This is a genomic window from Kitasatospora phosalacinea (assembly GCF_030268885.1).
GTDB classification, from domain to species: domain Bacteria; phylum Actinomycetota; class Actinomycetes; order Streptomycetales; family Streptomycetaceae; genus Kitasatospora; species Kitasatospora phosalacinea_C.
The window spans coordinates 1-19597 of sequence record NZ_BSSA01000034.1 but is presented as its reverse complement, the minus strand read 5'-3'; the positions used below and the strand labels follow the sequence as shown (position 1 = coordinate 19597).

Genomic DNA, 19597 nt, shown 5'->3' with positions numbered 1-19597 from the left:
TGTTCCTTACCGGCTGGTATCGGGCCACCACGGTACGCCTCCCCCCGATCGCCGAGAAGGTGCCGCGCCGCTCCCGTCGGCGCGGCACCCCCGGGCCGGTCAGCTCAGGCCGACCCAGAACATCTGCACCGTGGTGTTCCGGTTCTGCGCCGGGCCGAAGGAGTCCGGCAGCGCGGCGGCGGAGCCGGCCAGGTGGGCGACCCGGTAGGTGGCGGGGGTGAGCCCGGCGTTCAGGAAGGCCCCCGGGTCGGGGAAGGTCGAGCCGCGGGCGAAGGACGGCGGGGTGGCCGCGTTGGCCAGCAGTGCCACCCAGTGGAAGCCCCGGCCCAGGGTGACCGGCCCGGACAGCGGCATCCGGCACAGCCGGTTCGCCGTGCCGGCCCAGGCCGTCGACTGGTCCGCGGTGCGGGCCAGCAGTCGGCCGGTGCGGTCGTACACGCCGGCCAGGTTGCCCGCGGTGAACCCGGCGCCGGGGGCGGCCAGCAGCACCGAGACCGCCGAGACGGTGACCGGCTGGTGCGTCTCCACCCGCACCAGGTAGACGTTGCCCGAGGTCAGCCGGGTGCTCAGGTCGCTCGCGACGGCCGGGTCGAAGGACCAGGTGCCGTAGCCCGAGTCGGCGGGCTGCGGGGCGTTGCCGACCGGGGTGACCGCGGGCGGGGGGACGTCGTAGGACACGCCGTCCTTGGTGGTGCGGTTGTGCATGGTGGTGCCGGTGTCCACCACCGCGCCCGCGTCGTCGCGCACGCTGGCCACCGTGCCGACCAGCACGCAGCCGGTGAGCAGCACCCGCAGCGCGCGGTCGGCGTACACGCCGTAGTCGGGGGCGAGCAGGCCGCCGGGCACGTCGTCGCCGGAGACGTGGGTGGCGCAGCCGGTCAGCGCGACCGGGAGGGCGGCGCCGCCCTCCGGGGCGGTGATCCGGAAGCCCGCGTAGCCGCCGGGGACGGCGTTGTCGTTGCGGCCGTCGCGGCTGGCCTGGCAGCCGGTCAGGGTGACCACGTGCGGGGCGGGCGCGCGGGTGGGGTCGTTCTGGGCGCTCTCGACCAGCCAGCCGTTGCGGCGGTTGCGGTCGGTCTGGCACTCGGTGAAGCCGACCGTCCCGCACTTGCCGGTCAGGTGGAAGCCGTTGCCCTCGTTCCAGGTGGCCCGGACGCCGACGAAGCCGGTGGCGCCGATGCCGTCGAAGGACCAGCCGTCGCCGCCGTTGGCGCCGGCCTCGCAGGAGTCGAGCACCGAGTCGGCGAAGGAGAAGGCCGCCCCGCCGGTGTTCTCCGAGCGCCAGCCGCCGAGCTTGTTGGCCTCCAGGCTCAGGTGGGAGACCTCCCAGCCGCCGGGGAAGCCGTCGGCGGTGCTGTCGGTGTGCACGCCGTAGCCCTGGAAGTTGAAGACGCCGACGTTCTGCAGCCGGACGGCCTTGACCTGCCCCCTGGCGACCAGGCCGTCGACGTTCCCCCCGGTGGTGCTGGTGGCGCGGCCGGAGGCCAGCACCAGGTCGCGCAACCGGGCGCCGTGGCCGGTCAGTTCGACCAGCGCGGAGCCGGTGAAGCCGCCCCACAGCGGCTTGATGAACACCGGCGGCACCGGGTTGCCCTGGGCGTTCTTCGGCAGGTAGCCGAACCAGCGGCTGCCGGTGCTGCCCGCCAGCGTGACGTGGGCGGGCACCGACAGCGTCCTGGTGACCACGTACTGCCCGGCCGGGAAGTACACCACCCCGCCGGGCGGGCAGGCCGCGACGGCGTCGGTGATCGCCTGCCAGTCGTCGGTGGCGGCGTCGCCCTTCGCCCCGTGCGCCTTGACGCTGATCCAGTCGACCGGCGGCGCGGCCGGGTCCTCGGCGGCGTCCGCGGCCGGTGCGGCGGCCAGTCCGGCGGCAGCGGCCCCGGCTGCCCCGGCGGCGAACAGGAGCCCGCGACGGGTGCTGTGCATGGTTCGGTCCCTCCCCTGGGTGATCGTTTGCGCCGACGATTCGACCACGCAGCAACTCCCGGCGGGAGGGACTCCGGCATTCGTCCCGGTTCGGTCCGGTTCGGACCCGGCTCAGATCCGGGCGTGCTCCAGGGCGAGCGAGGCGAACAGCTCCACGCCGACGGCGATCGACCGCTCGTCGGCGTCGAAGTCGCCCTGGTGCAGGTCCCGCGGGCCCTTCTCGTCCGGGCCGCGCACGCCGAGCCGGGCCAGCGCGCCGGGGGCGTGCTCCAGGTACCAGGAGAAGTCCTCGCCGCCGAGGCTCTGCTCGGTCGGCTCGACCACCGGGCCGCGCCCGTCGGCGAACCGGGCGTTCATCGCGGCCTCCAGCTGGTCGATCGAGGACGCCTCGTTGACCACCGGCGGGACGCCCCGGTGGTAGTCCAGCGTCCACTTGGCGCGGTACGTCTCGGCGAGGTGCGCGACCAGTTCCTCCAGCACCTCGGGCGCCTCCCGCCAGCCCGCCAGCTCCAGGCAGCGGACGGTGCCCTCCAGCTCGGCGTGCTGCGGGATCACGTTCGGCGCGGACCCGGCCGCGATCCGGCCCCACACCAGCGAGACGCCCCAGCGCGGGTCCATCCGGCGGGAGAGCGCGGCGGGCAGTTCGGCGGCCAGCTTGGCGACCGCGCTCACCAGGTCGGTGGTCAGGTGCGGGCGGGCGGTGTGCCCGCCCGGGCCGTCCAGCGCGATCCGCACCTTGTCGCAGGCCGAGGTGATCGCCCCGGTCTTCAGCGCGATCCGGCCGACCGGCACCTTGGGGTCGCAGTGCACGGCGAAGATCCGGCCGACGCCCTCCATGCCGCCCGCCGCGATCACGTCCAGCGCGCCGCCGGGCATCATCTCCTCGGCGGGCTGGAAGATCAGCCGCACCGGGCGGGCCAGCTCGCCCGCGGCCAGCGCCCGGGCCAGCACCAGCCCGGTGCCGAGCACCACCGCGGTGTGCACGTCGTGCCCGCAGGCGTGCGCCCGGCCGGGGAGCGTGGAGCGGTACGGCACGTCCTGCTTGGCGTCGTCGATCGGCAGCGCGTCGATGTCGGCGCGGAAGGCCAGCAGCGGGGTGCCGGGCGCGGTGCCCGGCGGAACGAGGTCCACCAGCAGTCCGGTGCCGCCCGGCAGCACCCGGGGCTCCAGCCCGGCGGCGGCCAGCCGCTCGCGCAGCAGGCGGGTGGTGCGGAACTCCTGGCGACCGAGCTCGGGGTGCCGGTGGAGGTCACGGCGCAGCTCGATCAACTCGGCCTGGTACGACGCCACCCGGGCGCGCAGGTCGGCGACGGGGCGGGCGGCGGTGACGGTGGCGGCGGCTGCCGACTGGGGATCGTTCACCTTGACAAGGGTAGGCCGGTGGTGGGGATTTGGCCCGGCTTCCGGAGAACTCCGCACCGGATGGGTGCATAGCGGCCGCTGAGATGGGTATGCCATTTCGTTTCGCCCCGCCCTTCCGGCTCCGGGTTCCGCGCTGTGCAACGACCTGCACCGGGGATCGGACACGGCGGTTGCTCCGTGCGGGCCCCGGAGCGCGGCGGCCAAACGTTTCCCCCCGATCGGGTCATGCCGGAGTAAAGCTTTCGGGCCTGCTCTTGAGTGGCGTACATCAGTCCGAATAGACAGCTTTCGCACAGTCAACTGCGGTGCCGCGGTGGGGGGTCTTCCGCCCGCGGCGCGCCCCGTCACGCCCTCACGAGGGGCAGCTGACGCTCCATCGAACGAGAAGGGGGGACCGACGTGCCCATCGCGCGCAACAAGCTCGCCAAGAGCATCGCTCCGGCCACCGTCGCCGCCGCACTCATCCTCACCACCCTCGGCGCGGCCGTCCCGGCCTCCGCCGCCACCCCGGCGGGCGACAGCGCCCGGACCCTGCCCGGCACCCACCCCGAGTGGGCCACCCCGCAGGCCGACGCCGGCACCGCCGACGCCGCCGCCCCGGTCACCGCCCGGATCTACCTGGCCGGCCGCGACGCCAGCGGCCTGGCCGCGCTCGCCAAGGCGGTCTCCGACCCGGACTCCTCCTCCTACGGCCAGTACCTCAGCGCCGACCAGGTCCGGGCGAAGTTCGGCGCCACCCCCGAGCAGGTCAAGGCCGTCACCGACTGGGTGACCGGCGCGGGCCTGAGCGTCTCGGCCTCCACCGCGCACTACGTGCAGGTCTCCGGCTCCACCGCCGCGATGGCCAAGGCCTTCGGCACCGGTTTCCACAACTACCGCACCGCCGACGGCACCCACCGCGCCCCGGCCTCCGACGCGAAGGTCCCCGCCGCGGTGGCCGACTCGGTGCTCGCCGTCTCCGGCCTGGCCGACGCGATCCACAAGAACAGCTCGGACGCCACCTCGGTCCGCGCGGCCGAGGAGCGCGCGGCCGCCGCCTCCCGGCTCGCCACCCCCGACAAGAAGGCCCCGGCCACCCTGCCGGAGGTGCCGACCTGCTCCGAGGACGGCTACGGCTCCAAGACCGCCGAGGGCGCCCCGGTCGGCTACGAGAAGAACGAGCCCTTCGCCCCCTGCTCGTACGTCCCGGCCCAGCTGCGCAAGGCGTACGGCGTCAGCGACGCCAAGGTCACCGGCAAGGGCGCCCGGGTCGCGATCATCGACGCCTACGGCCTGTCCACCATGGAGCAGGACGCGAACCACTTCTCCACCCTGCACGGCGACCAGCCGTTCAAGCCGGGCCAGTACACCGAGTACGTCACCCCGGACAAGTGGACCCACCAGGACGAGTGCGGCGGCCCCGCGGGCTGGGCGGGCGAGGAGGCCCTCGACGTCGAGATGGTGCACGGCCTCGCGCCCGACGCCCAGGTCGTCTACGTCGGCGGCAACTCCTGCTACGACGAGGACCTGTACGACGCGATGGCCAAGGTCGTCGACGAGCACCTGGCCGACGTGGTCTCCAACTCCTGGGGCGAGATCATGCACGGCACCGGGGGCGACATCGACCCGGCCGTGGTCGCGGCCGACAACCAGGTGTTCCAGCTCGGCGCGGTGACCGGCATCGGCTTCACCTTCTCCTCCGGCGACTGCGGCGACAGCTCCCCCGGCGCGGCCGCCACCGGCGTCAACTGCCAGGCCGACACCAACCAGGCCCAGGCCGACTGGCCGTCCGCCTCCCCGTGGGTGACCTCGGTCGGCGGCACCGCGCTGCAGCTGGGCGACAAGTCCGGCAAGTACGGCAGCGAGGTCTCGATGGGCGACCTGCGCTCGGTGCTCTCCGCCGACCAGAAGTCCTGGAGCCCGTTCCCCGGCAAGTTCTACTTCGGCGGCGGCGGCGGTGTCTCCAAGGACTTCGCCCAGCCCTGGTACCAGCAGGGCGTCGTCTCCGACGACATCGCGAAGACCGCGGCCGACGGCACCAAGTCCGCGACCCCGCTGCGCGCCACCCCCGACATCGCGATGAGCGGTGACCTGGTCGCCGCCACCCTGGTCGGCTACACCGACGGCGGCACCTACAGCGAGGGCGGCTACGGCGGCACCTCGGTCTCCGCCCCGGAGACCGCCGCGATGTTCGCCAACGCCATCCAGTCCCGCGGCGGCCGCGCCCTCGGCTTCGCCAACCCGGCCCTCTACGACCGCGCCGGCACCAGCGCCTTCCACGACGTCAACGACGACGCCAACCACAGCAAGCGCGGCAACGTCGTCGACCTCGGCGTGGTGAGCGGCTCGCTCCGCGTCCGCCTCTACAAGATCGGCGCCGACTACGGCCTCTCCGCGAACCGCGGCTACGACACGGCCACCGGCCTGGGCTCCCCGGGCAAGAACTTCTTCAAGTCCTTCACCATCAAGAAGTAACGCGCCGCAACGGCCGAGGGGCTGCCGGGGAACCTCCCCGGCAGCCCCTCGGCCGTTCCCGCGGCGCCGCGCGCCTCAGAAGCGGTCGACCGGCACGTACGTCCCCCACACCCCGCGGAGCGCGTCGCAGACCTCGCCGACCGTGGCCCGGGCCGCCAGCGCCTCCTTCATCGGGTAGAGCACGTTGTCGGTGCCCTCCGCCGCCTTGCGCAGCTGCGACAGCGCCCGGTCGACCGCCGAGGTGTCGCGGTCGGCGCGCAGCCGGGCCAGCCGCTCGGCCTGCTGGGCCTCGATCGCCGGGTCGACCCGCAGCGGCTCGTAGGGCTCCTCCTCGGCGAGCTGGAAGCGGTTGACGCCGACCACGGTGCGCTCGCCGGAGTCCTGCTCCTGCTGGATGCGGTACGCGGTGCGCTCGATCTCGCCCTTCTGGTAGCCCTGTTCGATGGCGGCGACGGCGCCGCCCATGTCCTCGACCTTGGCCATCAGCTCCAGCGCGGCGGCCTCCAGTTCGTCCGTCATCGCCTCGACCACGTACGAGCCCGCGAACGGGTCGACGGTGGCGGTGACGTCGGTCTCGAAGGCGAGCACCTGCTGGGTGCGCAGCGCGAGCCGGGCGGACTTCTCGGTCGGCAGGGCGATCGCCTCGTCGAAGGAGTTGGTGTGCAGCGACTGCGTGCCGCCGAGCACCGCGGCGAGCGCCTGCACCGAGACGCGCACCAGGTTGACCTCGGGCTGCTGGGCGGTGAGCTGGACGCCCGCGGTCTGGGTGTGGAAGCGCAGCATCTGCGACTTGGGGTTCTTCGCGCCGAACTCCTCCTTCATCACGCGGGCCCAGATCCGGCGCGCGGCACGGAACTTGGCGACCTCCTCCAGCAGCGTGGTGCGGGAGACGAAGAAGAAGGAGAGCCGGGGCGCGAAGTCGTCGACGTCCATCCCGGCGGCGACCGCGGTGCGGACGTACTCGATGCCGTTGGCGAGGGTGAAGGCGATCTCCTGCGCGGGGTTCGCCCCGGCCTCGGCCATGTGGTAGCCGGAGATGGAGATGGTGTTCCACTTGGGGATCTCGGCCCGGCAGTACTGGAACACGTCGGCGATCAGCCGCAGGCTGGGCTTGGGCGGGAAGATGTACGTGCCGCGGGCGATGTACTCCTTGAGCACGTCGTTCTGGATGGTGCCGGTGAGCCGGTTCGACGGCACGCCCTGGGCCTCGCCGACCAGCTGGTAGAGCAGCAGCAGCAGCGAGCCGGGCGCGTTGATGGTCATCGAGGTGGAGACCTCGCCGAGCGGGATGCCGCCGAACAGGACGTTCATGTCCTCGACGCTGTCGATCGCGACGCCGACCTTGCCGACCTCGCCGTGCGAGATCGCGGCGTCCGAGTCGTAGCCCATCTGGGTCGGCAGGTCGAAGGCGACCGACAGGCCCATGGTGCCGTTGGCGATCAGCTGCTTGTAGCGGGCGTTGGACTCGGCGGCGGTGCCGAAGCCCGCGTACTGGCGCATCGTCCACGGCTTGCCGGTGTACATGGTCGGGTAGACGCCGCGGGTGAACGGGTACTGCCCGGGCGCGCCGAGGCGGGTCGCGGCGTCGAAGTCGGCCAGGGTCTCGGGGCCGTACACCGGCTCGATCGGCAGGCCCGACTCGGTGCGGCGGGGCTCGGCTGCCATGGGTGTCCTCCGCGGGAAAGGAGTGAGGGTTAGCGCTGATTAACGGGTCAGCTGGATACGCAATGTAGTCGTGCCCCCCGGGAGCAGACAGATGCCACGGCTGGGAGCTTGCTCACAACACCCGCGCCCCACCCCTTGGGATGATCGGTGCACCGACCGGACACACGAGGAGTGCACGACATGACCGAGCAGAAGGTGGCCGTGGTCACCGGCGCCAGCAGCGGCATCGGGGCGGCGACCGCCCGCCGCCTGGCCGCGGACGGCTTCGAGGTGGTGCTGACCGCCCGCCGCACCGAGCGGATCGAGGCGCTGGCGAAGGAGATCGGCGGCCGCGCCCGCACCCTGGACGTCACCGACCGGGCCGCGGTGGACGCCTTCGCGGCCGAGGTGGGCCGGGTCGACGTCCTGGTCAACAACGCGGGCGGCGCGCTGGGCGCGGACAGCGTGGAGCACGGCGACCCGGCGGACTGGCGCACCATGTACGAGGTCAACGTGCTCGGTGTGCTGCACCTCACCCAGGCGCTGCTGCCCGCGCTGCGCGCCACCGGTGACGGCACCGTGCTGATCATGTCCTCGACGGCGGGGCTGGCCGCGTACGAGGGCGGCGGCGGGTACGTGGCGGCCAAGCACGCCGTCCACTCGGTGGCCCAGACCCTGCGCCTCGAACTCGTGGGCGAGCCGGTCCGGGTGATCGAGATCGCGCCCGGCATGGTGAAGTCCGAGGGCTTCGCGCTGACCCGCTTCCGCGGCGACCGGGAGAAGGCGGAGGCGGTGTACGCGGGCGTCGCCGAGCCGCTCACCTCGGAGGACGTCGCCGACACCGTCTCCTGGGCGGTGACCCGGCCGCCCCACGTGAACATCGACCTGCTGGTGGTGCGGCCCCGCGCCCAGGCCGCCAACCACAAGGTGCACCGGGTCAGTTGATCCGCTCCGCGTGAACGGAAAGGGCGGCGGGTCACAACTTGATAGCTCGATCGAGTGAAATCGGCCCGCCGCCTCCCCAACTGATGAGTGCTCAACTACCGTGGAGGCGCTGCCCCGCCGAGCTGTGTCAGCCCCGAGCGGCGGCATTGCCGCACCCCCGCCCTCCCGGGTTCACTCCCGTCTCTGGAGCATTCCCCCTTCCCGCCCTCACGAGGAGGATCCGCTGGCCAGCGACATCCCGCCGCAGCGCCTGGACGTGCGGACGGAGCCGTCCCTCCTGGGACTTCACCGATTCAACGAAGCCGACTCCGGTGCGGTGGAGGAGGCGCTGCTCGCCTGCTGCGGCAGCCACCGCTGGGCCCTGCGCCTCACCGCCCACCGCCCGTACCCCGACATCGAGTCCCTGCTCGCCGCGGCCAGCGAGGCCAGCTACGACCTGCGCCCGGCGGACCTCGCGGAGGCCCTCGCCGACGAGAGCTGGATGCCCCAGCCCCTGCTCGGCATGCGCGCCCCCGGCAGCCAGGCCGCGCGCACCGCGCTGCGCGCCGCCCACGCCGCGTACGAGGCCCGCTTCGGGCACGTCTTCGTGGTCTGCCTCGACGGGGTCGACCCGGAGGAGATGCTCGACGCGGTGCTGACCTCCATCCGCACCCGGCTGGCCAACGACCCGGACGAGGAACGCCTCGTCTCCGCCGAGGAGTTGCGGCGGATCGCACTCAGCCGCCTGGAGCACCTGGTGGCCGTGAAGGGCTGAGCCCGCCCCCGTCGAAGGCCCGGTGGAGCCGCACGGCCCTACCGGGCCTTCAGCTTCGCCAGCTGCGCCCGCACCACGCCCCGGTCCGGCTCCGGGGCCGGGCGTCCGGTCGCGTCGAGGGTGGTGAACACCGCGAGGACGTCGCCGCTGCGGGCGACCAGGGCGCGCTGGGCGATGGTGGTGCCGCCGGTTTCATCCGTGAGGGTGAACGCGGTCGCGGCGTCGGCTCCTTCGGGGGTGGGCGTGTCGACCCGGGCGAGCCGGTGGCGGCCCGCGGTGGAGGTGAACGCCCGGCAGTGTTCCAGGACCCGGTCGAGCCCGGTGTGGACGGCGACGGCCCGGCCGGGCCGGAAGGCCAGGATCGCGGTGTAGAGGGCGGCCGGGCCGTCCCCGGCGCGGGCGATGTCGAGGTCGGCCTCGGCGAGCGGCCCGGCCGCGCCCTTGGAGGGGGTGAGCGCGTCCAGGACGGGCTGGCAGGCCGGGACGTCGGCGGTCTCCGGGGGGCTGGAGATGTCGTTCTGGCCGGGCTGCATCAGCGTGACGTGCCAGCCGGGGGCGAGATCGGCGTCGGTGACGGCGAGGGCGCGCACCGCGGCGGCGTCGTACTCGGGCGTCGCGCCGGTGCCGAACCCCGGCGGTGCGGCGGCGGTGTCCGCCGAGGGGGCGGGCGGGGCGGTCGCGCAGCCGACCGCGAGGGCCAGGGCGCCGAGGGCGGCGAGGGCGGGCAGGGATCGCACGGCGGGTCTCTCTGCTGGGCGACTGGAGCGGGAGGCGCACCTTAGCGCAGTCGCACGGTCACCCTGCGTCACAGTTCCCGCCCCGATTAGGCCGTGCGTGCCTGATTGATCACACCAGGGCCCCCCGGGGCCGGTTGTCGACGGCGCGTCGATAGGATGCTGGCGGCCGGTGGACCGTATCCGGCCGGGCTGACCGACACCGAAGCCGGCCGAGCCCCCGAACCGCTTCCGGAGGGTTTTCCGTGCCGGCTGGAACGCTGTACCGCGGCCGGGAAGGCATGTGGAGCTGGGTGGCTCACCGAGTCACCGGCGTCCTGATCTTCTTCTTCCTGTTCGCACATGTTCTCGACACCGCCCTGGTGCGGGTGTCGCCCGAGGCGTACGACTCGGTGATCGCCACGTACAAGATCCCGCTGGTGAACCTGATGGAGTACGGCCTGGTGGCCGCCATCCTGTTCCACGCCCTGAACGGCCTGCGGGTCGTGGCGGTGGACTTCTGGGCCAAGGGCCCGAAGTACCAGAAGCAGATGCTGTGGACCGTCGTGGGCATCTGGGTCGTCCTGATGGCCGGCTCGTTCTACCCCGTCCTTGAGCACACCCTTCGCACCTGGTTCGGGGGCTGATCCTGATGTCCACTGACACCAACGACCTGGTGGTCCCCTCGGTCCACGCCCACACCGGCAAGGGCCTGGGCACCGGCAACCCCGCCGACGCCTTCGTGGTGGAGCCCGCCCGGACGCGCACCCGGAAGACCCCGCGCCGCACCCGCACCAACTTCGAGATGCTCGCCTGGCTGTTCATGCGCCTGTCGGGTGTCGTCCTGGTGGTGCTGGTCCTCGGCCACCTGCTGATCAACCTGATGCTGGACGGCGGCGTCTCCCGGGTCAGCTTCGCCTTCGTGGCGGGCCGCTGGGCCTCCCCGTTCTGGCAGGGCTGGGACCTGCTGATGCTGTGGCTGGCGATGCTGCACGGCGCCAACGGCATGCGCACCGTCATCAACGACTACGCGGAGAAGGACGCCACTCGTCTGTGGCTGAAGGGTCTCCTGGGCGTCGCGACCGTCTTCACGGTCCTCCTCGGCACCCTGGTGATCTTCACCTTCGACCCGAACATCTGACGAGCCACCAGAGGCGACTGACCCCCATGCAGATTCACCAGTACGACACCGTCATCGTCGGGGCCGGCGGCGCCGGCATGCGCGCGGCCATCGAGTCGACGCAGCGCAGCCGCACCGCGGTCCTGACCAAGCTCTACCCGACCCGGTCCCACACCGGCGCGGCGCAGGGCGGCATGTGTGCCGCGCTCGCCAACGTCGAGGAGGACAACTGGGAGTGGCACACCTTCGACACAGTCAAGGGCGGTGACTACCTGGTCGACCAGGACGCCGCCGAGATCATGTGCAAGGAGGCCATCGACGCCGTCCTCGACCTGGAGAAGATGGGCCTCCCCTTCTCCCGCACCGACCAGGGCCGGATCGACCAGCGCCGCTTCGGCGGCCACTCCCGCAACCACGGCGAGGCCCCGGTCCGCCGGTCCTGCTACGCCGCGGACCGCACCGGCCACATGATCCTGCAGACGCTGTTCCAGAACTGCGTCAAGCACGGCGTCGAGTTCTTCAACGAGTTCTACGTCCTCGACCTGCTGATCAACGAGGGCCGCACCGCGGGCGTGGTGGCCTACGAGCTCGCCACCGGCGAGATCCACGTCTTCCAGGCCAAGGCCGTGGTGTTCGCCTCCGGCGGCACCGGCAAGATGTTCAAGGTCACCTCGAACGCGCACACCCTGACCGGCGACGGCCAGGCCGTGGCGCTGCGCCGGGGCCTGCCGCTGGAGGACATGGAGTTCTTCCAGTTCCACCCGACGGGCATCTGGCGGATGGGCATCCTGCTCACCGAGGGCGCCCGCGGCGAGGGCGGCATCCTGCGCAACAAGGACGGCGAGCGCTTCATGGAGCGCTACGCCCCCGTCATGAAGGACCTCGCGTCCCGTGACGTGTGCTCCCGCGCGATCTACTCGGAGATCCGGGCCGGCCGCGGCTGCGGCCCCGACGGCGACCACGTCTACCTGGACCTGACCCACCTGCCGCCGGAGCAGCTGGACGCCAAGCTGCCGGACATCACCGAGTTCGCGCGCACCTACCTCGGCATCGAGCCCTACACGGACCCGATCCCGATCCAGCCCACCGCGCACTACGCGATGGGCGGCATCCCGACCAACGTCGAGGGTGAGGTCCTGAAGAACAACACCGACGTCGTCCCGGGCCTGTACGCCGCGGGCGAGGTCGCGTGCGTGTCGGTGCACGGCGCCAACCGCCTGGGCACCAACTCGCTGCTGGACATCAACGTGTTCGGCCGCCGGGCGGGCATCGCCGCCGCCGAGTACGCCGAGAAGCACGACTTCGTGCCGCTCCCGGAGAACCCGGGCGCGCTGGTCGAGGCGCTGGTGGAGGGCCTGCGGGAGTCCACCGGCACCGAGTCGGTCGCCAAGATCCGCCAGGAGCTGCAGGAGTCGATGGACACCAACGTGTCCGTCTACCGCACCGGCAAGACCCTGCAGCAGGCGCTCGAGGACGTGGCGGCGCTCAAGGAGCGCTTCAAGAACGTGTCGATCGCGGACAAGGGCTCGCGCTACAACACCGACCTGCTGGAGGCCGTCGAGCTGGGCAACCTGCTCGACCTGGCCGAGGTCCTGGTCGTCTCCGCGCTGGCCCGCGAGGAGTCCCGCGGCGGTCACTACCGCGAGGACTTCCCGACCCGCGACGACGTGAAGTTCATGCAGCACACCATGGCGTACCGCGAGGTGGCGGAGGACGGCACCACCTCCATCCGCCTCGACTACAAGCCGGTCGTGCAGACCCGCTACCAGCCGATGGAGCGTAAGTACTGATGTCCACTCCGACCGTCGAGACGCACTCCGCCGCGCTGGACGCGGCCGAGTCGGGCAGCGTCCAGCTGATCAACGTCACCTTCCGGATCCGCCGGTTCAACCCGGAGGAGCACCCGGAGCCGGTGTGGGTGGACTACCAGCTCCTGATGGACCCGAAGGAGCGCGTCCTGGACGCGCTCAACAAGATCAAGTGGGAGCAGGACGGCACCCTCACGTACCGTCGCTCCTGCGCGCACGGCATCTGCGGTTCGGACGCCATGCGGATCAACGGGCGCAACCGGCTGGCATGCAAGACCCTGATCAAGGACGTCAACCCGGAGAAGCCCATCACGATCGAGGCCATCAAGGGCCTGGCGGTCCTCAAGGACCTGATCGTGGACATGGACCCGTTCTTCCAGGCGTACAAGGACGTCATGCCGTTCCTGATCACCTCGGGGAACGAGCCGACCCGCGAGCGCCTGCAGACGCAGGCCGACCGCGAGCGCTTCGACGACACCACCAAGTGCATCCTGTGCGCCGCGTGCACCTCCTCGTGCCCGGTGTTCTGGAACGACGGCCAGTACTTCGGCCCGGCGGCGATCGTCAACGCGCACCGCTTCATCTTCGACTCGCGCGACGAGGGCGGCGAGCAGCGCCTGGAGATCCTCAACGACCGTGAGGGCGTGTGGCGTTGCCGCACCACCTTCAACTGCTCGGAGGCCTGCCCGCGCGGCATCGAGGTCACCAAGGCGATCCAGGAGGTGAAGCGGGCGCTCGTCACGCGCCGCTTCTAGTCCGACCCGTCCGCAGGGCCCGTCCGGAGTGCGCTCCGGGCGGGCCCTGCGGCGTTGCCGGGCGCGTCCGGGCGGTGCGGCGGGCGTCCGGACGGTGCGGCGGGCGTTCAGTCGGTGCGGCGGGTGCGGACGGTGGCGAGGGTGAGCAGCAGCGGGCCGAGGAACAGGGCGGCGGCCATGGTGCGGTAGTCCTGGTCGGCGGCGGAGGCGGTGAGCGCGAGCTGGGTGCCGAGGACGGCCGCGCCCGCCACCGGGACGAGGGCGGGCAGCCGGTGCCGCCAGGCGTACAGGACGGCGGCGGCCAGGCCCAGGTAGGCCCACAGGGCGCCGCGCCACAGCAGCCAGTCGAGCTGCGGGGCGCGCAGCAGGGTGCGGCTCCAGCTCGCGGCGGCGTGCAGGGGGTGCCACAGGCCGCGGGAGCCGACCGCCGGGCCGGGCACCTCGGTGGCGGCGTGCGGGCCGCTGCCGCCCGCCCAGACGCCCCAGGCGAGCCGTCCCCGGCAGAGCCGGGCGTCCAGCACCCGGTCGGGGTGGTCGCGCAGCAACCGGCGCCAGGCGGCGGCGAGTTCGCCCTCCGAGCGGCGGGCCGCGGCGGCGTCCCACTGCCCGGTGAGGGCGGCGCTCGCGGAGCAGTCGGCGCCCGCCGCGTCCCAGGCCGCGGGCGGGGCGGCGGCGGTCAGGGCGGGGCCGAGCGGGGCGGGGGCGCGGTGCTGGGCCAGGGCCAGGTCGGCGGCCCGCAGGGTGTGCAGGTCGCCGCCGCGGTCGGCGGGGTGGCCGAGCAGGCCGAGCGCGATCGGCACCGCGAGCGCGAACGAGGCCAGCAGCACCAGGCGCACCCGCGCCCCGGGCAGGGCCAGCAGCAGCACCGCGACCGCGACCAGCGCCGTCCCGGCGCCCCGGGTGCCGGTCAGTCCGAGGGCGCAGACGGCCGAGAACAGCACGGCCAGATCCAGCCGTTGGACGGGCCCGCCGAGGTGCAGACTGCCCTCGGCCCGCCGGACCAGCAGCCGCAGCCCCGCTCCGGTGAGCAGCAGCGCGGCGACGGTGGCGACCGCTCCGGGCGTGGCCGAGACCACCAGGGTCGCGGTCGGCGGGAGCGCGGCCAGCGCGAGCGCGACCGGTCCGCTGTGGCGCCCGCGCACCCCGAACCGGGCGAGCGCGGCCACCAGGTACCCGAGCGCGAAGGCCGCCGCCGCGGTCTGCAGCAGCGTCGCGGGCCCGGCGTGCACGGCCCGCACGGCCGCCGCGTACAGCGGTGCCGAGCCGTCGGGCACCGGGCCGGTGTACGCCGGGTACACCGCCGCCCACCAGAGCAGCAGCACCGCCCAGCAGGCCGCGGCCACCGCGAACGGCAGCCGCAGCCGGGACTTGGCCCGCCGGTGCCGCCGCGCCCGCTCCTGGCGCCGCGCCCACTCCGGGCGCACCTCGTCGAGGGTGGTACTGGTGCTCACGCCGAAGCCCTCCCCCACAGTTCGTGCCGGGCAGGCTAGCAGCGGGATTCGGCCATTTGAAGAGGGCATGCATATGCACCCGTCAGTGGCCGGGGCCCGGCGCTCCGGCGGTCGGCCCCGGCCCGGGGCCCGGGACGGCGGAACGCCCCGGGCCCCGGCGGAGGTCAGGCGAGCGGGCCGCGGTCCTTCGGGGCGGCGGCGCCGTGGTAGGCGAGCAGGTGCCGGTCGGCGGTGACGGCGTACAGGTCGGGCTGCCCGTCGCCGTCGAGGTCGCCGGAGCTGCCGAGGGTCGGGTAGTCGGCGACCGGGAAGGTGCCGAGGACGGTGCCCGCGGCCGGGTCGGCGAGGCCGGAGAAGTCGTAGCCGCCGTCGGCGAGCTTCGGCACGGCGTGCGCACGCAGCAGGCCGGTGGACTGCTCGCGGGACCACAGGGCGAGGTTGCCGTCGGCGTCCGGGCCGGGGGCGATCAGGTCGTAGCCGTTCCAGGCGCCGCTGGTGGTGAGGCGGGTGGACTTGCCGAACCGGGAGGGGTCGCGCTGCAGCCACAGGTCGCCCTGCTCGACGTCCAGCAGGTTGAGGCCGTAGGGCCGGGCCTGGTCGATCGAGCCGAACGCGACCAGCTGCTGGACGTCCCGGTAGGTGGTGCTGCGCCCGTCCGGGCAGGTGGTCGGGAGGTTGGCGAGGTCGGTGCAGGAGCTGGGGTGCCGGACCAGGGCGGGGCTGCGCGTGCCGATCGGGAACGCGCCCTGGTTGGCGTACATGTAGAGGTAGTCGCCGGCACCGGGGACGGTGCTGCGGACGAGGATCGTGTCGGCCGGTTCGCTGTTGCTCCCCCAGCCCTTGTGGACCACCTGCAGGCCGCTCCAGCTGCCGTCGAGCGGGGCCCGCGCGGCGGGGACGACGGTGGTGGGGGTGGTGTCCGCGGCGTCGCCGCTGATCACCAGCAGGTTGCCCCCGGAGTCGGGCAGCAGGATGTCGGGGACGCCGTCGTTGTCGACGTCGCCGAGGGCCTTGGGCGGGTTGGGGTTCCACGGCGCGTAGAAGCTGTAACGGACCGGATAGGTGACGTTGCCCGCGTGGTCGACGGCCTGGACCTGGAGGTCGTGGGTGCCCCACCCGGCGGGCTTGAGGGTCACGGTGGCGGTGCCGTTCGCGTCCGGCAGGACCACGTCGCGGTCGGCCGGGTCGCAGCCGCCGACGCTCTCCGTGCCGTCCAGCACGTAGCGGAAGCAGGCCAGGCCGGAACCGGTGTCGGAGGCGGAGAAGGTGAACGTGCCGGGCTGCCCGGCGTACTTGCCGCCGCCGCTCTCGGGGAAGTCGTCCGAGTGGACGGTGGGCGCCGCGGGCTGGACGGTGTCGATGCCGAAGCGGCAGGTCTCGGTGGGCTGCCCGGAGCCCGGCCGGTACTGCGGCCAGACCTGCCAGGTGTAGCCGGCGCCCTCGGGGAGCGTGGTGAGCGGGGTCCGGACGGCGCCGAGGTCGGCGTCGGCGGTGGTGTCGAGGACCTTCGCGCCGGTGGCGTCCCACACCTTGAAGCGGGCGGCGGGCGCCGTGGTGTGCGCGAACAGCTCGGGGCCGGGGTAGCTGATGCCGATCCAGCCGGGCGTGCCGGTGGCGTTGCAGCCGTCGGTGCGGCCGGTGTCCAGGTAGGTGCCGGGCAGGACGGTCGGGCCGGTGACGGCCGGGCCGGGTTCGGCCTGCGCCGCGGGTGCGGCGAACAGGCCCGTGGCGAGGGCGGCCGTGGCGCACGCGGCGAGCAGCCGCGGCGGGACGGAGCGGGACAAGGAACCCCCCAGGAAGACGGTGTGCGGGCGTACGAGTCGTCGCCCGGCGGCGCATCCTGCTCCGGAACGGGGGTGGGACGCAAGCGGATTGGCCCGGCCCCGGCCGCGGCTACTCGGCGGCGGTGCCGGTGGCGGTGGCGGCGGACGCCCCGCGGCGCAGGGCGCGCAGGCCGCGGACGCCGATCCAGCCGATGGCGAGGCCGAGCAGCAGGGAGGTGACGGCGAGCAGCAGGTGGACCCAGAAGAAGGCGGTGGGCTGGGAGTGGTCGCCGTTCACGAAGGCCTGGCCGCCGGAGTCCTTCCAGAGGTTCTTGACGAAGGTGGTCCAGATGAAGACCGACCAGACGCCGAAGGCGGTGAGGAACCAGGAGACCGGGCGGCTGAGCTTCATGGCGGAGGTCCTTCGCGGCAGACGGGGTGCCCGTCCAGTATGCGGGGCCCGCCGATCGGAGCAGCGGGCGGTACACGTTCGTGGTGGCGCGCGGTCGCGTCGGCGGGCGACCGGGAGGGGGCGGGTTACTTTCCCGGAATGCTGATAATCCGCCGGATTCTCCACGGTTCGTCCGCTGCCGCCCTGCTGCTGGTGCCCGTCCTGTCCGGCGCGCCCGCCGCGGCCGCCGCGCCGGGGGACGCGCCGCCGCCGTCCGCGGTGGTCGGCGGGGAGCGGCTGGGCGCGGCGGGGGTGCAGGTGGCGGCGGGGGCCCCGGCGCTGCCGAAGGACCTGACCGGGAAGTCCTGGGTGGTCGCGGACGCGGGCAGCGGTCAGGTGCTGGCCTCGTTCAACGCGCACGCGCAGCTGCCGCCCGCGTCCACCCTGAAGATGCTGTTCGCGGACACCGTGCTGCCCCGCTTCAACGCCTCCGACGTGCACCGGGTGACCTGGTCGGAGCTGCAGGGGATGGGGGCGGGCAGCAGCCTGGTCGGCATCAAGGAGGACCTGGACTACAAGGTCGAGGACCTGTGGCGCGGGGTGTTCCTCTCCTCCGGCAACGACGCGGTGCACGTGCTGGCGAACATGAACGGCGGCGTGGCGAAGACCGTCGCCGACATGCAGGCCCGGGCGGAGCAGTTGCAGGCCCGGGACACCCACGTGGTCAGCCCGGACGGCTACGACATGGACGGGCAGGTCACCTCGGCGTACGACCTGACCCTGTTCGCCCGGGCGGGCCTGCGCAATCCGGAGTTCCGGGCGTACTGCGCGACCCGCTCGGCGCAGTTCCCGGGCGCGGTGGACAAGAAGACCGGGCAGCGCGGCAGTTTCGGCATCGCCAACACCGACCGGCTGCTGGGCAAGTACCCGGGACTGATCGGGGTGAAGAACGGCTACACCACCAACGCGGGCGCCACCTACACGGGCGCGGCCGAACGCGACGGGCGGACGCTGCTGGTGACGGTGATGCACCCGGAGAGCAGCCCGAAGGTGTACGACGAGGCGGCGGCGCTGCTCGACTGGGGCTTCGCCGCGGCGGGCAGGGTCGAGCCGGTGGGGGTGCTCGCCGAGGACCGCGGCGCGGAGCAGTCCTCCCCGGCGCCCGCCGCGAAGCCGGTCGCGGACGGGCCGAGCGCGGGCGGGCCGGGCACGGGCGCGAGCTCGGGCGCGGCGCCCGGCCCGGGGAGCGGGCGGGCGGCGCACGCGGCGGCCTCCGGGCCGGGCCCGGTGACCTGGTCGGCGGTGGGGCTGTGCGCGGCGGTCGCGGCGGCCGGGCTGCTGCGGCTGCGGGCGCTGCGCCGCCGGGCCGCCGCCCGCCCGGGGGGCTAGACGAGTAGTTCCGAAGTCGGGTGTCTTTGGCCGTTCGGCTCCGGGCATGCAGGGAGGGTGTCCAGCATTCGGGTTGTGACGACCGAAGAGCTGGACACCCTCCTGACGGCACTCTACGTGCAGATCGATGATCACCTGCCCCGAACGCGTTGGCTGGGCCGCCCGCCAAGGCTGACGGACTCCGAACTGGTCTGCCTGGCCGTGGCCCAAGCCCTGCTGGGTTTCCACTCCGAGGCCCGCTGGATCCGCTTCGCCCGCGCCCACCTGAGCGGCATGTTCCCCCACCTGCCCGAGAGGCCCGGCTACAACAAGCGTCTGCGCGCGGCACGCCCGTTGCTCCAGCAGGCCATCCGCGATCTGGCCCGGGCGACCGACCTGTGGTCCGACCCGGTGTGGATCACCGACTCCACTCCCGTGGAGTGCGGCCGCTCCCGCGACACCGTCCGCCGCTCGGCACTGGCCGGCTGGGCCGGCTACGGCTACAGCCGCTCCCACTCACGATGGTTCTGGGGCCTGAAACTGCACCTGGTCTGCACCCCCGCCGGCCTGCCCGTCACCTGGGCCCTGGCCAGCCCGAAAATCGACGAACGCGAGGTCCTGGCCGCCCTCGTCGAGACCGAACCCGGCCTCGTCCGCGAACGGCCCGGCCTGCTGATCCTCGCCGACAAGGGCTACGTCTCCGCCGAACTCGACCGCTTCCTCGCCCAGTACGGCACCCAACTGCTGCGACCGTCCTACCGCACCAGCACCCCGCGTCCCGGCGAGAGCCTGCTCAAAACCGTCCGCCAGCTGATCGAGTCCGTCAACGACACCCTCAAAGGACAACTCGGACTCGAACAGCACGGCGGACGCACCATCGAAGGCGTCACAGCCCGAATCGGCCAGCGGATCCTGGCAATGACCTGCGCGATCTGGCACAGCCGCACCACCGGCCGACCCTTCACCCGCTCACTGATCGCCTACGACCACTGACCGACATCGGAACTACTCGTCTAGAAGTCTGATGAAGATGTTGGGTTCTGGCCCCGCTGCGTGAGTGGTGGGGCCAGACTCGTTTCGTGGCGATGGGGGAATGGGCCGGGGATCTGGTCGGACCGAATGTGTGGGAGACCTGTCGGG

General features: G+C 73.1%; 16 protein-coding genes. 9 read left to right on the top strand and 7 right to left on the bottom strand.

The window, feature by feature from the left end:
* Window positions 1–99: 99 nt before the first annotated feature.
* Together QSK52_RS33165 and QSK52_RS33160 are read right to left on the bottom strand one after the other, a co-directional pair.
* A complete protein-coding gene (locus QSK52_RS33165) occupies window positions 100–1929 on the bottom strand; it encodes a glycosyl hydrolase family 28-related protein (RefSeq protein ID WP_285739942.1) in 1830 nt (609 codons plus the stop codon).
* A 111-nt stretch (window positions 1930–2040) separates the two neighbouring features.
* The gene (locus QSK52_RS33160; protein ID WP_435053423.1) at window positions 2041–3291 is read right to left on the bottom strand and encodes an amidohydrolase; all 1251 of its coding nucleotides are present in this window, start codon (window positions 3289–3291) and stop codon (window positions 2041–2043) included.
* Window positions 3292–3690: 399 nt separating this feature from the next.
* Here QSK52_RS33160 and QSK52_RS33155 point away from each other — a divergent pair, with 399 nt between their 5' ends.
* Window positions 3691–5745, top strand: coding sequence for a S53 family peptidase (locus tag QSK52_RS33155; protein ID WP_285739941.1), 2055 nt, complete (start codon window positions 3691–3693; stop codon window positions 5743–5745).
* Window positions 5746–5820: 75 nt separating this feature from the next.
* On the opposite strand, the gene QSK52_RS33150 is transcribed toward QSK52_RS33155, so the two are convergent.
* The gene (locus QSK52_RS33150) at window positions 5821–7410 is read right to left on the bottom strand and encodes an acyl-CoA mutase large subunit family protein (RefSeq protein ID WP_285739940.1); all 1590 of its coding nucleotides are present in this window, start codon (window positions 7408–7410) and stop codon (window positions 5821–5823) included.
* A gap of 180 nt (window positions 7411–7590) precedes the next feature.
* Here QSK52_RS33150 and QSK52_RS33145 point away from each other — a divergent pair, with 180 nt between their 5' ends.
* Window positions 7591–8334, top strand: a complete 744-nt coding sequence (locus tag QSK52_RS33145) for an SDR family oxidoreductase (protein ID WP_285739939.1) — start codon at window positions 7591–7593, stop codon at window positions 8332–8334.
* A 316-nt stretch (window positions 8335–8650) separates the two neighbouring features.
* Window positions 8651–9088, top strand: coding sequence for a 2-oxo-4-hydroxy-4-carboxy-5-ureidoimidazoline decarboxylase (locus QSK52_RS33140; RefSeq protein ID WP_435053422.1), 438 nt, complete (start codon window positions 8651–8653; stop codon window positions 9086–9088).
* A gap of 38 nt (window positions 9089–9126) precedes the next feature.
* Here QSK52_RS33140 and QSK52_RS33135 read toward each other — a convergent pair whose 3' ends face one another.
* Complete coding sequence (locus QSK52_RS33135; protein WP_285739938.1) at window positions 9127–9825, bottom strand: hypothetical protein; 699 nt, start codon at window positions 9823–9825, stop codon at window positions 9127–9129.
* A gap of 242 nt (window positions 9826–10067) precedes the next feature.
* Between QSK52_RS33135 and sdhC the strand changes: the two genes are divergently transcribed.
* Genes sdhC through QSK52_RS33115 form a run of 4 tightly spaced genes read left to right on the top strand, consistent with a single transcriptional unit; the run spans window position 10068 to window position 13484 of the window.
* Entirely contained in the window at window positions 10068–10448 is a 381-nt protein-coding gene (sdhC, locus tag QSK52_RS33130) for a succinate dehydrogenase, cytochrome b556 subunit (protein ID WP_285739937.1), read from the top strand.
* Between the two features lie 5 nt (window positions 10449–10453).
* A complete protein-coding gene (locus tag QSK52_RS33125; protein ID WP_285739936.1) occupies window positions 10454–10942 on the top strand; it encodes a succinate dehydrogenase hydrophobic membrane anchor subunit in 489 nt (162 codons plus the stop codon).
* Between the two features lie 26 nt (window positions 10943–10968).
* Window positions 10969–12711 (top strand): succinate dehydrogenase flavoprotein subunit, encoded by a 1743-nt coding sequence (gene sdhA, locus QSK52_RS33120; RefSeq protein WP_285739935.1) that lies wholly within the window; start codon window positions 10969–10971, stop codon window positions 12709–12711.
* Window positions 12711–13484, top strand: coding sequence for a succinate dehydrogenase iron-sulfur subunit (locus QSK52_RS33115; protein ID WP_285739934.1), 774 nt, complete (start codon window positions 12711–12713; stop codon window positions 13482–13484). The genes sdhA and QSK52_RS33115 overlap by 1 nt, the downstream gene beginning before the upstream one ends.
* A 107-nt stretch (window positions 13485–13591) precedes the next feature.
* Here QSK52_RS33115 and QSK52_RS33110 read toward each other — a convergent pair whose 3' ends face one another.
* The 3 genes from QSK52_RS33110 to QSK52_RS33100 all read right to left on the bottom strand — a co-directional run bounded on the left by QSK52_RS33110 (window position 13592) and on the right by QSK52_RS33100 (window position 17110).
* Window positions 13592–14935 (bottom strand): hypothetical protein, encoded by a 1344-nt coding sequence (locus QSK52_RS33110; protein WP_285739933.1) that lies wholly within the window; start codon window positions 14933–14935, stop codon window positions 13592–13594.
* Window positions 14936–15099: 164 nt separating this feature from the next.
* Complete coding sequence (locus QSK52_RS33105) at window positions 15100–16719, bottom strand: hypothetical protein (protein WP_285739932.1); 1620 nt, start codon at window positions 16717–16719, stop codon at window positions 15100–15102.
* 109 nt (window positions 16720–16828) lie between these two features.
* On the bottom strand, window positions 16829–17110 hold the full coding sequence (locus QSK52_RS33100; RefSeq protein ID WP_285739931.1) for an SCO4848 family membrane protein: 282 nt from the start codon (window positions 17108–17110) through the stop codon (window positions 16829–16831).
* A 138-nt stretch (window positions 17111–17248) separates the two neighbouring features.
* Between QSK52_RS33100 and QSK52_RS33095 the strand changes: the two genes are divergently transcribed.
* On the top strand, window positions 17249–18478 hold the full coding sequence (locus QSK52_RS33095) for a D-alanyl-D-alanine carboxypeptidase family protein (RefSeq protein ID WP_285739930.1): 1230 nt from the start codon (window positions 17249–17251) through the stop codon (window positions 18476–18478).
* Window positions 18479–18553: 75 nt separating this feature from the next.
* A complete protein-coding gene (locus QSK52_RS33090; protein WP_285739929.1) occupies window positions 18554–19450 on the top strand; it encodes an IS982 family transposase in 897 nt (298 codons plus the stop codon).
* The last annotated feature ends 147 nt before the right edge of the window (window positions 19451–19597 follow it).